Below are 12,164 nucleotides of genomic sequence, written 5' to 3'. Positions count from 1 at the left end.
TGCGAGGCCTTGCAATGAAACCTTCGCAGCTCTTCCAAACGGCGCTCGGACCAGACGACCTTCATAGCTTCTTTCACGAGGTTCGTCAGACCAGTGAAAGGCTTGGTGCACCACTTTCTGATGCCGATGCGACGGTCCAGTCGATGCCGGACGCAAGCCCGGCCAAATGGCACCTCGCACATACGACCTGGTTCTTCGAGGCAATGGTGCTCCACCCGTTCGTCCCAGGCTACGAGCCCTTCGATGAAGAGTTCAGCTTTCTCTTCAACTCCTATTACGAAACGCTCGGAGCTCGGCAGCCACGGCCCAGACGCGGGATGATCACACGACCCGCATTGAGCCAGATCCTAGACTATCGAAAGCATGTCGATTTCGGGCTGGACGCATTGTTGCGCACGAGCCCCGACCAGAACATAGCGGAATTGGTAGAGCTTGGCTGTCATCATGAGCAGCAGCATCAAGAGCTCCTCCTCACCGATATCTTGCATCTCTTCGCTCAGAACCCGCTTCACCCCGCCTATCGCGATCCTGGGCCTGTGGAAGTGGAGACGGCCGATCTTCCTCCGCTCGCCTTCACCGATTTCGACGGGGGAATCGTTGAGATTGGGCATGGGTCCGTCGGATTTGCCTACGATAGCGAAGGCCCCCGTCATCGCGCGCTGGTTGAACCGTTCCGGCTCGCCAACCGCCTCGTCACGAACGGCGAATGGGCGGACTTCATCGCTGACGGCGGGTATAGGAAGTCGCTCCTATGGCTATCGGAAGGTTGGGCCAAGGTGCTGGCCGAGGGGTGGTCGCAACCTCTCTATTGGGAGGAGCGTGACGGACAGAACTGGACGATGACACTAAAAGGGTTCCAGCCCATCGATCCCATCGCGCCCGTCACCCACATAAGCTACTTCGAGGCAGACGCATTCGCGACATGGTCAGGAAAGCGCCTTCCGACGGAGTTTGAGTGGGAAGCCGCGGCTCAGGAGATCGCGATCCAGGGCAATTTCCTGGACACGCATCGTCTTCGTCCCAAACCGGCATCACCTCATGTTGGTGGTCTTCAGCAAATCTTCGGGGATGTCTGGGAGTGGACCCGCAGCGCGTTCTCGCCATATCCGCGATTTCACGCGGTTGAGGGCGCCATTGGTGAATACAACGGCAAATTCATGTCGGGCCAATTCGTCCTCCGCGGGGGCTCCTGCGTGACCCCGCCGGGGCATATTCGCGCGAGCTACCGTAACTTCTTTCCCGGGCATGCTCGATGGCAGTTTTCCGGTCTGAGACTCGCAGAGGACGGGTAACAGCCCGGCGAAAATACATTCCTTTTCATTCAAGTCTGAAGGAGACACCCGTGAGCACACAACAAATCGTTCCCGACATGGAAGTGATCGGCGCCGACGGCGTGCATTTAGGAACCGTCGAGGCCATTGCCGATGGCCGCATCCGGCTGTCAAAGCGCGATAGCGGCGAGGGCAGTCACGAGGGGCACAACCACTTTATTGACCTCGGACTGGTCGCCACCGTGGAGGGAACGAAGGTCCGCCTTTCGGCGAATGCGGCCGTGGCGGTCACCTTCGAAGAAGAGGAATCGCATAAGCCGGTTTGACCGGAAACGGCGCCTTCTCGTTCGATCGTCCTGAGGATTACACTAGAAAGAAGCAGACCCATGTTGCGCAAAGCGATACTTGCCGCGGCCGCCATGGCGGTGATCGGGAACTCCGCCTACGCCCAGGAGAGCACGGGACCGATCACGGTCGGCATGTCCGGTGGCTATTTTCCCTTCACCTTCGTCCGGCAAGGAGAGCTGCAGGGATTCGAAATCGACCTGATGAACGCGATCGGAGAAGAGCTTGGTAGGGAGATCGAGTTCGAGACCATGTCGTTTTCCGGTCTGATCGGCGCACTAGAGGCTGGGCGTATCGATACCGTCGCCAACCAGATCACGATTACGCCGGAACGCGAGGAAGCCTTCGTGTTCAGTGACCCGTACGTTATTGACGGCGCACAGATCGTGACGCGCGAGGGGAATGAGGCGACGATCTCGGGCCCGGAGGACCTCAGCGGCAAGTCGGTCGCGGTCAACCTCGGTTCGAACTTCGAAGATCTTCTGCGCGAACTGCCGAACGCCGATCAGATCGACATCCGCACCTATGAAAGCAATATCGAACAGGACACGGCACTTGGGCGCGTCGACGCGTTCGTGTTGGACCGCGTGTCGTCGGCCCAGGTGATCAAGGAAAGCCCGCTGCCGCTGGCCCTTGCGGGTCAGCCCTTCAGCGAGATCCGCAATGCCTATCCCTTCCGCGACGACGAGGAAGGTCGCGCGCTGCGCGACAGAGTGAATGCCGCCCTCGACACGTTGCGTGAAGACGGCACGCTCACGGAAATCTCGCAAAAGTGGTTCGATGCCGACATTACGAGCTCGGAGTAAGTGACGGATGCGGGCACTTGATCTGCAGTACATGCTGGGTCTGGTGCCCGTCATTCTCAGTTACGTGCCGCTGACGCTCGCCATGGCGGGTATCGCCATGGTGCTGGCGCTTATCATTGCATCGCTGTTGGCCGTGGAGCGCGTCGTTCGTATCCCTGTGCTCGATGGGCTAGTCGCGATCTTCATCAGCTTCTTTCGGGGCACTCCGCTGCTCGTGCAGCTATTCCTGTTCTATTACGGACTGCCACAGATCGTGTCCTTCCTGACGCAGATCAACGGCGTAACGGCAGCGATCATGGGCCTGACGCTGCACTTCTCCGCCTACATGGCCGAAAGCATTCGGGCGGCGATCATCGGCGTCGACCGGAGCCAGTGGGAGGCCAGCCAGGCGGTCGGCATGACTCAGAGCCAGATGATGCGCCGCATCATCCTGCCGCAGGCAGCGCGCATCGCCGCCCCAACGCTCGTCAACTATTTCATCGACATGATCAAGGGCACGTCACTCGCGTTTACCCTCGGCGTTACCGAGATGATGGGGGCAACCCAGAAGGAAGCAGCAGGTAGTTTCCTCTATTTCGAGGCGTTCCTCGTGGTTGCGATCCTCTACTGGATCATCGTCGAAAGCCTTTCCTTCGGCCAACGTTGGCTGGAAGTGCACCTAAACAAGGCCCACGCACGATGATCCGGATCAAGGGGCTTACCAAGCGCTTCGGCGACAACACGGTGCTGAACAACATCGACCTCGAGATCGAGCGCGGCGAACGCATTTGTGTGATCGGCCCTTCAGGTACGGGCAAGTCGACGCTGCTTCGGTGCATCAATTTCCTCGACCGTCCCGACTCCGGCACGATCGAGTTCGGCGATTTCAAGGTCGAGGCAGCGAAGGCCACCCGCCGGCAGATTCTGGCGCTCCGGCGGTGCACCGCCTTCGTCTTTCAGAACTATTCGCTCTTCACCAACAGGACGGCGCGGCAGAACATCACAGAGGCGCTGGTCACCGTCCACAGACAGTCGTCCGATGAGGCGAACAGGCGCGCCGATGCCATCCTGCGTGAGACAGGTCTCCTCGACAAGGCTGAATCCTATCCCGCCGCGCTTTCCGGCGGACAGCAGCAGCGTGTCGGCATCGGCCGTGCGATGGCGCTCGACGCGGACCTGATGCTGTTCGACGAACCCACCTCTGCGCTCGATCCGGAATGGGTGGGCGAAGTGCTCGACCTGATGCGCCGCGTCGCCGAAAGCCGGCAGACCATGCTGATCGTGACTCACGAGATGCAGTTCGCGCGTGAAATTGCGCATCGCGTGATCTTCATGGATGGCGGCCGCATCGTCGAGCAGGGGCCACCGGGAGCGATTTTCGGTGCGCCACAGGATCCGCGCATCCGTGATTTTCTGCGGAGGGTTTCCTGAGACACCGCGATCATAACGCCGAAAGGAAACGCCCGTGACTTCAAGCCTCGAACAGCTTCGCACAATGTCGACGATTGTTGCCGACACCGGTGATCTGGGTGCGGTCGAAAGACTGAAGCCGATAGATTGTACGACAAACCCGACCATCGTCCTCAAGGCGATGGAGGATGATGCGTACAACGACGTCGTCGATGAAGCGCTGTCATGGGGACGCAAGGGTAGCGGCGACCCTATGCGCGTCGCAGCGGCCACCGCCGATCGCTTGGCGATTTCCGTTGGTGTTGAGCTTTTGCGCCGTATTCCTGGATACGTGTCGACAGAAGTCGATGCCAACCTCTCGTTCAACGTCACCGCTTCAGCGGCCAAGGCCCGGCAAATTATATCGGACTACGAGCAACGTGGCATCCAACGGGACCGCGTCCTCATCAAGCTGGCGGCGACCTGGGAGGGTATTCGGGCGGCCGAGATCCTGCAGCGGGAGGGCGCAATGTGCAACATGACGCTCCTGTTTAACCGCGCGCAGGCAATCGCAAGCGCTGATGCCGGTGCATTCCTGATCTCGCCCTTCGTCGGACGCATCTACGACTGGCATAGAAAAGTCGAAGGAAGAGATTTTACCGCCGAAGAGGACCCCGGTGTGGCGTCCGTTCGCAATATCTACAACCACTTCAAGACCGAAGGAATCGAAACGATCGTCATGGGCGCATCGTTCAGGAATATCGGTCAAATCCGAGCGCTGGCTGGCTGTGACCGGCTCACAATCGCGCCAACGCTCCTCGATGCCCTGGAATCGAGCAACGATGAGCTTCAGCGAGTGCTTTCGCCTGGCGCCGTTCCCCGAACATCACTGAGGGAGCCGACGGATGCCATTTGCCACTGGTTTGTCAGTGAAGACGCAGTCGACATCAAGCGTCCGGGACCCAGCGACCCCATCGATGAGGTTACGTTCCGCTGGATCATGAACGAAGATGCTATGGCAACCGAGAAACTGGCTGAGGGCATTCGAACATTCGCAAGTGACCTGCAGGAACTGCGGCACCAGGTGCGAAGGCGGCTTCAATAGCCACCCCGGAGGCCAGAGGCGAGGACCTTTCGAAGGGTTCGAGGCAAGACGGGAATATTATGAAGTCTTAGCAAGAAAAGGAACCAGAAATGGCAATTGCGAGATGGAACGGCACGGTGATAGCGGAATCGGACAAGACCGTTGTCGTCGAAGGCAACCATTACTTTCCGCTCGAGTCCGTCAACACTCAGTATCTAAAGCCGAGTGACACAACCAGCCGGTGTCCGTGGAAGGGCGTTGCGAAGTACTATTCTCTCCTCGTCGATGGCGAGGCCAACGAAGACGCAGCATGGGTGTATGCCGACCCCTCCGACGCAGCGGCCGCAATTAAAGGCCACATTGCATTCTGGAAGGGTGTAGAGGTGACATAGTACGGGGGCCCGCGGCCGGACCAATCCGGACCCCGTGGGCGTTTCGCGGCTTTCTTACTCTCATGAGCCTGTGCACATCGTTGCACAGCAGAACCGCAAGCCAACGATTTTATCGGTCGACTTCACCAAACACGATGTCTAGCGAGCCGAGGATGGCGGAGACGTCGGCCAGCATGTGGCCCTTGCATAGGAAATCCATCGCTTGCAGGTGCGCAAAGCCCGGCGCGCGCAACTTGCAGCGATAGGGTTTGTTGGTTCCGTCGGAAACAAGGTAGACGCCGAATTCGCCCTTTGGCGCCTCGACGGCCGCATAGACCTCGCCCGCCGGCACCCGGTAACCCTCGGTGTAGAGCTTGAAGTGCTGGATCAGCGCTTCCATCGAGCGCTTCATCGCGGAGCGCTTGGGCGGCACGATCTTGCCGTCGGTGGTCGAAACCGGGCCGACTTTCTCCTTGCCCAACAGCTGGTCGACGCATTGGCGGATGATCCTGGCCGACTGGCGCATCTCTTCCATGCGGATGAGATAGCGGTCGTAGCAGTCGCCGTTCTTGCCGACTGGCACGTCGAAATCCATCTCGGCGTAGCATTCATAAGGCTGCGACTTGCGCAGGTCCCACGCGGCACCCGAACCGCGTACCATCACGCCTGAGAAACCCAAGCCCCACGCGGTGTCCAACGGGACGACGCCGATATCGACGTTGCGCTGCTTGAAGATGCGGTTCGGCGTCAACAGATCATCGAGATTCCTGACCGTTTGTAGAAACGGGTCGATCCACTTGCCGATGTCCTCGATCAGCCTTTCGGGCAGATCCTGGTGGACGCCACCCGGGCGGAAATAAGCCGCGTGCATTCGTGAACCGGAGGCACGCTCGTAAAAGACCATCAGCTTCTCGCGCTCCTCGAAGCCCCACAGCGGCGGCGTCAGCGCCCCAATATCGAGCGCCTGCGTCGTGATGTTCAGGAGATGGCTCAGAATGCGACCGATCTCGCTGTATAGCACACGGATGAGCTGGCCGCGCTTCGGCACCTTGATCTGAAGCAGCCGTTCGACGGCAAGCGCGAAGGCATGCTCCTGGTTCATCGGCGCCACATAGTCGAGCCGGTCGAGATAAGGCACAGCCTGCAGATACGTCTTGTGCTCGATCAGCTTCTCGGTGCCGCGATGCAACAGTCCAATATGTGGATCGACGCGGGTGACAAGTTCGCCATCCAACTCCAGCACGAGGCGCAGCACCCCGTGAGCTGCGGGGTGTTGCGGCCCAAAATTGATGTTGAAGTTGCGGACAGAGGTCTCAGACACAATGATAGCCTTCGGCCCTGACCATGACGCGATGACAAGTGTTCAACTCTTCCTCCCTTCGCATTCCCATAGTCGAAAATGCGCAACCGTCCCTCGGCTTCCGACAACTCAGCACCAACCCAAGGGGCTTTTTCCCGCGAGGAGAGCCACCCGCTTCAGCGTTCGCGGCTGCCCACGTTCACGTCTTCCGGATTTTCCTCTCGGATCGATTGCTTTTGGGATACTTCACTGGCTTCAATTTCGGTGGCTGCCGCCCACACCTCGTCGAAGTGCGTTGAGGGAATAATGACGGCACCCGAGGAGTCGGCGTACACATAGTCTCCGGGGACGATGGTGACACCGTCCAAGACAACCGGCACGTTCGCCGCATCGGGCATGAGTTCGGCCGTGCCTGCGCGCACCGCCTCGCCGGCGCAATAAAATACGGGCTCATACTCGGCCAGCTCGCGAAAATCGCGCAGCCGCGCATCGGTTATCAGTCCGGCGACACCGGTGTTGTTTAGCCTGGAAAGCTTCGTGCCGCCGCCCACCGACGTGTTGCCGTACCCGGCGCTGTCAAACACAATGACCTTCCCGTGCGGCTCATTGCCGATCGCCGCATAGAAACATCGCGCGAAGCTGTTGGCCTCTTCCTGGAACAAATCCTCCCGATAGGGAAGGAAACGGATTGTTACGGCAACACCAAACAGGACGCGTCCGGGCGTCGGCGAGACGAGGTCCAGCACATTGGCCTGGTGATGGAGCACCCTGCCAAGCGCGTCGGTCACTGCCGCTACACTTGGGCGCTCCCGCGGTTCCTGCACACTGCTGATCAACGCCGCGCCTCCTTCCTTGCTTCGGCCCGTGGCAACGCTCTTTTCGCGGTAGCCGGACGAACACCTTGGGCCGGTTCAGGTTGGTCACTCAAGTGGTTTGAGGCCGGCCAACACCGTGGGAATGAGCTCGCTCACAGTCGGATGAATGTGTACTGTCCGCATCATCTGCTCGTACGATGTGCCGGCCGCCATCGCCTGCAGAAGCGAGTGTACAACTTCGTCACCCTCTATTCCGAGGACTGCCGCACCAAGAACTCTCCCGGAAGTAGCGTCGACGAGAACCTTGATCAGTCCTTGAGTTTCGCCACGCTCATGAGCGCGGGCAACATTCGCCATAGGATACGTGGCAATCATTGCAGCCCGACCCGACTGGCGTACTTCGGCCTCGGTCATGCCGATGCGGCCGAGCGGAGGATCGATGAACAGGCCATAGGCGGGGATGCGGTCCGCTATCGACCGGTTTCCGCGATCGACCACGTTATTCGCAACTATCTCATAGTCGTTGTACGAGGTGTGAGTGAAGGCACCGCGTCCGTTGACGTCACCAAGGGCCCAAATCCCCGGCACCGTCGTGCGCAGATGATCGTCGACGGGTATGTAACCACGGTCATCAGCTTCGAGTCCGGCAGCGCCGAGATCCAGGTCGGAAGAATTTGGCGACCGCCCGAGTGCAACAAGAAGGTGGCTTGCTTCGATTGAATTGCGCCGATCGTTCGATCTGAATGAGATGCGGACACCATGCTCCGTCGCCGTAGCTTCTTCGATCGCACTGTCGATCAGGAAGCTGACACCATCTGCTTCCAGTATCGCACGGATAGCGGCGGAGATATCCTCGTCCTCGCGGGGCGCGAGCCGCTTCGCGCGCTCGATGACAGTCACCTTCGCCCCGAAGCGGGCGTACATCTGCGCGAACTCCAAACCGACATAGCTCGCGCCGGCAATCACGAGGTGATCCGGAACTACGTCGAGGTCCATCATCGTCGTGTTGGTGAGGTAGGGCACATCAGCGAGACCAGGCCAATCCGGGATGGCGGCCGATGCGCCCGTATTGATGAAGATCTGCCCGGCCCTTAGCGTGCGGCTTCCGACGCTAACTTCCTTCGGGGCAACGAAACGCGCCTGACCTTCTATGTATTCCAGCGCCTCGTGGCCCGCGAGCAAATCGGTCAGGCTCTTGACCGACTCCGATACTACTTTGTCTTTCCGAGCTTTGACCGCTTTCATGTCAACGCTTATCGGCCCGTCGATATGCACGCCGTATTCGGCACTCCGTCGAGCCATCCACGCAGCTCGCGCGCTCGCAATCAACGTCTTTGTCGGCGTGCAGCCGTCATTGACGCAGGTTCCCCCGAGATGCTCACGTTCGATAAGCGAAACCTTCTGGCCTTGCTCGGCCAAACGGACTGCAAGAAATGGACCGGACTGGCCTGCGCCGATTATGATCGCATCGAATTCTTCCGCCATGCGGTCCTCTCGTACGTAGGAGATGCGGTGAGCATGGCTATGCGATGTCTTCGATCACAAGCTTCCGCCCCTTGAACTCTACGGTTTCGCCGGCCCGCGCTCCTTCGATTGCCTCGTAGATCGGAGCCATTGTGGAGATCCCCATGACCTCTTGTCCATCGCATGTGAACTTGGCTGTGGAGACCGCAATGATGAAGGTTCGACCGGAGAGCCGCACGAGCGCACCCTCGGCAGCCGTCGATTTTGGCCCGAAGTCGATCTTTCTCAGCTTGTCGAGCTTGTCGCTGTGATCGTGAATGGTATCGTCCAGAGCTTCAGAAAAATCACTCGCGACCTCCGCCTGGGCGTGCTCATCGTTTTCTATCGGCTCGCTGCGGTCGAGCCGTGCGTCAGCAACATAATCTAAGTATTTCTCTCGGGCACTTTGAAACGCGGCGGCCTCAAGCGAGAGCATCGTCTCTTTGATGATGTTCTTGTCCAATGTTCACTCCCTCAGGGTTCTTGTTTTACTCTGTCCGACTATCCGTTGCGGTTGCCGACGCACCGCTACCGTCGCGGACGCGGTTTATTCGTTGTCGGGAACATCCGCCCCTTGATAGGGAATTCGGTTCAGCCGCGAATCCCGAAGTATGCCGGTGACCAGCCACACATATGTCTGCTCGGCGGTGTCGAAGCCGAGCATCGAGAATGACTCGCCGAAGGGGCATTCCGGAAAGTCCGGATAGTCGATGCGCAAGACGTAGCGCTCCGGATCGCGGTCGAATTCGCCCTTGTAGACCTTGCGCAGGCCGTAGCGGCTCGGAACATCGCTATCTTCGACAAACTCGGTTTTGCGGTTCTCCGCCAGTTGATCGGCCAATCTGCGGTCGCAGATCTCGTCGAAAATGTCGTACGCGTCGACGAGCAATCCCTTGCTGTGCGACTTCAGATCCGAAATGGCATAGATATTGGACGCATCCTCGCCGTCTCTTCCGCTCGCCAACCGGAGGGCGGTGTCCACGTGGATGTCCTTCGGGTCTAGCGCCGAACTACGTGCCAGGTCGACAAGGCGACCATCCTTTATGCGAAACTCGCGTTCATAACCCTGGTCGACGAGCTGCGAAACGGCCTCCACGACATCAGCTACTTTCAATCTCATCCGAAACTCCCTCGCGAGTGTTTGCCGACGGTATGCCGGCAGCGTCTCACTGGGAAATATCCGACTGTTATCGAATCCATTCCCACGCGTTCACAGCGGCGATGAGGCGTCAGCCGCGTGCGTAGAGAGGATAGCTCATGTGGTCCTGGTAAGCGAACGGTGAGGCTGACCTGGAAATATTGTTTCTATATGAGAAGATCGCCCAACTGCGCCAACGCGGCAGAGTTCCTGGAAGGCGTCCCCGGTGGCAGAGGCGGCATAGCGACGGGTTCGGCGCGTTCACTCGGACAACGCCGGGGCATGCTATTCATAACGCGGGGTTATCACCGCGCGGGCGAATCCTGCTGTACACCTAGCCACTTAGTGCAAGAGCGTGAGGCTTTGGCAGTGACGCTGCGCCATTGGCCCGGACCCGGCGGCGAATTCGATGAAAATGGGCCAATGATGGAGGTGATAGATGTCGCGTACCGTCGCAGAGGCGCTCGTTGATGTCCTTGAGGAGGTGGGCGTCAAGCAGATTTTCGGCCTGATCGGCGACTCGCTGAACCCTTTGGGCGATGCCGTCCGGCAGAGCAAGATCGAGTGGGTCGGCGTACGGCACGAAGAGGGCGCCGCCCTGGCCGCGGCCGGCCAAGCCAAGCTGACGGGCCGCCTCGCAGTGTGTGCCGGAACGACGGGGCCTGGGAGCACGCACCTCGTCGCGGGCCTTTACGAGGCTGCGCGCGACCACGCTCCAGTGCTGGCGTTGTCGGGGGAGATGCCGCGTCGCCTGAAAGGCATCGATTACCACCAGTCGACCGAACCCGATCTGCTCTTTCGGGATGTGTCGCTCTACACCCAGACGATCACCGCGCCAGCGCAGGCGCCCAGTGTGATCCATCAGGCGATTTCGTCTGCGTACGCAGGACCCGGAGTCGCGCACCTGACCCTCCCCCAAGACGTGCTGTCCAGTAGGATCGATCACGCTGTTCCGAGTGTGGCCACACTGAACCCTCGTACTGAGATCGCGCCGGACGATTGCGAAATCGACGCGGTTGCCCGCCGAGTCGATGCGGCGCACTCGGTTGCCATTCTCTGCGGGGCGGGATGTCGGGGCTCGTCCGACCTGCTCCTCGACTTGTCAGACCGCCTCAAGGCGCCGCTCGTGCACACGATCCGCGGCAAGGAGATCATCGCCTATGACGACCCACGCTGGATGGGCGGGCTCGGGTTGATCGGGAGCAAGCCGGCCTACAACGCCGTTCAGGACTGCGAACTGCTTCTTATGGTCGGCACGGACTATCCCTATTCGAACTTCCTGCCGGCGCACGGTAACGTGATCCAGATTGACGAACGTGCCGCAGCGATTGGCCGGCGTGCGCCGACGGCGCTCGGTGTAAGGGGCTCAGTGCGCCCGACACTCGCCGCCCTCCTGCAGAGAGTGCGACAGAAGACAGAAAGTGCCTTCTTCGACAAGGTCGCTCGGGGGCGCCGCGCTTGGGACGAGCTCCTCGATAAGCAGAGCGACCTCATGCGCAGCCGCGACAGGATCCATCCACAGGCGGTAGCCCGCGTGGTCAGCGACCTTGCGAAAGACGACGCCGTATTCGTCTTCGACACAGGCCTCAATACGTTGTGGTCGGGCAATTGGATTCGACAGAGCGGCAATCAGCGCATTGCCGGCTCCTTTAACAACGCCGCCGTCGGCACGGCCCTCGGCCAAGCCAACGGCATTCAGGCGCTCGACCGGTCACGACAAGTGATCGCCCTTGTTGGGGATGGCGGTTTCAACATGCTAATGGGCGAATTCCTTACGGCTGTTCACCATCACCTGCCAGTGAAAATCGTGATCTTCGACAATGCGGCATTCGGGCTCATCACGCTCGAGGCGGAAAGCTTGGGAATTCTCCCGTTCCGCGAGGCAATCGAGTTCCCGAACCCAGATTACGCAGCGCTGGCGCGCGCTTGCGGCGCGCAGGGCTTCACGGTGCGTGATCCGGCGCTACTCGAGGCGATTTTGATCGAAGCGTTCGCGTGCCCCGGCCCCGCTATTGTCGGGTGCAGCGTGGCGGCTGACGAGATGCCCAACCTTCCCCACGTCGAGCTCGAGCAGATCGGAGGCTACGCCGTAGCGAAAATCAAGGAAGCGATCGCCGCTTTCACCGGCGGCTGAGCCGGAGCGGAGTACGGCGCTGAGGCGGC

Annotated in this window: 13 protein-coding genes; 8 read left to right on the top strand and 5 right to left on the bottom strand. The window is 59.9% G+C overall.

The annotated features are described in order from the left end of the window. Positions 1–14: 14 nt before the first annotated feature. From egtB to GM909_RS12930, 7 genes are all read left to right on the top strand, one after another. Positions 15–1,292: an ergothioneine biosynthesis protein EgtB gene (gene egtB / locus GM909_RS12960; RefSeq protein WP_157016809.1), complete on the top strand. Its 1,278-nt coding sequence runs from the start codon at positions 15–17 to the stop codon at positions 1,290–1,292. Positions 1,293–1,369: 77 nt separating this feature from the next. Beyond that, positions 1,370–1,597: a DUF2171 domain-containing protein gene (locus GM909_RS12955; RefSeq protein WP_157016897.1), complete on the top strand. Its 228-nt coding sequence runs from the start codon at positions 1,370–1,372 to the stop codon at positions 1,595–1,597. A gap of 60 nt (positions 1,598–1,657) precedes the next feature. Further along, a complete protein-coding gene (locus GM909_RS12950) occupies positions 1,658–2,422 on the top strand; it encodes an amino acid ABC transporter substrate-binding protein (RefSeq protein WP_157016808.1) in 765 nt (254 codons plus the stop codon). A 7-nt stretch (positions 2,423–2,429) separates the two neighbouring features. Then, on the top strand, positions 2,430–3,104 hold the full coding sequence (locus GM909_RS12945) for an amino acid ABC transporter permease (protein WP_157016807.1): 675 nt from the start codon (positions 2,430–2,432) through the stop codon (positions 3,102–3,104). Further along, entirely contained in the window at positions 3,101–3,832 is a 732-nt protein-coding gene (locus GM909_RS12940; RefSeq protein WP_157016806.1) for an amino acid ABC transporter ATP-binding protein, read from the top strand. Before GM909_RS12945 ends, GM909_RS12940 begins: the two co-directional genes overlap by 4 nt. A 34-nt stretch (positions 3,833–3,866) precedes the next feature. Further along, entirely contained in the window at positions 3,867–4,895 is a 1,029-nt protein-coding gene (locus GM909_RS12935) for a transaldolase (protein ID WP_198174235.1), read from the top strand. An 89-nt stretch (positions 4,896–4,984) separates the two neighbouring features. Then, positions 4,985–5,266, top strand: a complete 282-nt coding sequence (locus tag GM909_RS12930; RefSeq protein ID WP_157016805.1) for a DUF427 domain-containing protein — start codon at positions 4,985–4,987, stop codon at positions 5,264–5,266. A 109-nt stretch (positions 5,267–5,375) separates the two neighbouring features. Here GM909_RS12930 and GM909_RS12925 read toward each other — a convergent pair whose 3' ends face one another. From GM909_RS12925 to GM909_RS12905, 5 genes are all read right to left on the bottom strand, one after another. Beyond that, positions 5,376–6,566: an NADH-quinone oxidoreductase subunit D gene (locus GM909_RS12925; RefSeq protein WP_157016804.1), complete on the bottom strand. Its 1,191-nt coding sequence runs from the start codon at positions 6,564–6,566 to the stop codon at positions 5,376–5,378. Between the two features lie 155 nt (positions 6,567–6,721). Next, a complete protein-coding gene (locus GM909_RS12920; protein ID WP_157016803.1) occupies positions 6,722–7,381 on the bottom strand; it encodes an RraA family protein in 660 nt (219 codons plus the stop codon). 84 nt (positions 7,382–7,465) lie between these two features. Beyond that, positions 7,466–8,845 carry an FAD-containing oxidoreductase gene (locus tag GM909_RS12915; protein WP_157016802.1) on the bottom strand — a complete coding sequence of 460 codons (1,380 nt, stop codon included), beginning with the start codon at positions 8,843–8,845 and terminating at the stop codon, positions 7,466–7,468. 37 nt (positions 8,846–8,882) lie between these two features. Continuing rightward, positions 8,883–9,326: a hypothetical protein gene (locus tag GM909_RS12910; protein WP_157016801.1), complete on the bottom strand. Its 444-nt coding sequence runs from the start codon at positions 9,324–9,326 to the stop codon at positions 8,883–8,885. Positions 9,327–9,410: 84 nt separating this feature from the next. Continuing rightward, positions 9,411–9,983 (bottom strand): hypothetical protein, encoded by a 573-nt coding sequence (locus tag GM909_RS12905; RefSeq protein ID WP_157016800.1) that lies wholly within the window; start codon positions 9,981–9,983, stop codon positions 9,411–9,413. A gap of 457 nt (positions 9,984–10,440) precedes the next feature. On the opposite strand from GM909_RS12905, the gene GM909_RS12900 reads away from it, so the two are divergent. Next, positions 10,441–12,135 (top strand): thiamine pyrophosphate-binding protein, encoded by a 1,695-nt coding sequence (locus GM909_RS12900; protein WP_157016799.1) that lies wholly within the window; start codon positions 10,441–10,443, stop codon positions 12,133–12,135. Positions 12,136–12,164: the final 29 nt, after the last annotated feature.

It is taken from the genome of Mesorhizobium xinjiangense (assembly GCF_009749525.1).
GTDB lineage: Bacteria > Pseudomonadota > Alphaproteobacteria > Rhizobiales > Rhizobiaceae > Mangrovimarina > Mangrovimarina xinjiangensis.
Note: the sequence above shows the minus strand (reverse complement) of the source record. Positions and strands in the feature narration are given on the sequence as shown.

Bases quoted from the DNA above. Each gene is read 5' to 3' on its own strand.
- GM909_RS12915 (WP_157016802.1), bottom strand. From the start codon at position 8,845: ATGGCGGAAGAATTCGATGCGATCATAATCGGCGCAGGCCAGTCCGGT.
- GM909_RS12905 (WP_157016800.1), bottom strand. From the start codon at position 9,983: ATGAGATTGAAAGTAGCTGATGTCGTGGAGGCCGTTTCGCAGCTCGTC.
- GM909_RS12945 (WP_157016807.1), top strand. From the start codon at position 2,430: ATGCGGGCACTTGATCTGCAGTACATGCTGGGTCTGGTGCCCGTCATT.
- GM909_RS12900 (WP_157016799.1), top strand. From the start codon at position 10,441: ATGTCGCGTACCGTCGCAGAGGCGCTCGTTGATGTCCTTGAGGAGGTG.
- GM909_RS12930 (WP_157016805.1), top strand. From the start codon at position 4,985: ATGGCAATTGCGAGATGGAACGGCACGGTGATAGCGGAATCGGACAAG.
- GM909_RS12955 (WP_157016897.1), top strand. From the start codon at position 1,370: ATGGAAGTGATCGGCGCCGACGGCGTGCATTTAGGAACCGTCGAGGCC.
- egtB (WP_157016809.1), top strand. From the start codon at position 15: ATGAAACCTTCGCAGCTCTTCCAAACGGCGCTCGGACCAGACGACCTT.
- GM909_RS12950 (WP_157016808.1), top strand. From the start codon at position 1,658: ATGTTGCGCAAAGCGATACTTGCCGCGGCCGCCATGGCGGTGATCGGG.
- GM909_RS12940 (WP_157016806.1), top strand. From the start codon at position 3,101: ATGATCCGGATCAAGGGGCTTACCAAGCGCTTCGGCGACAACACGGTG.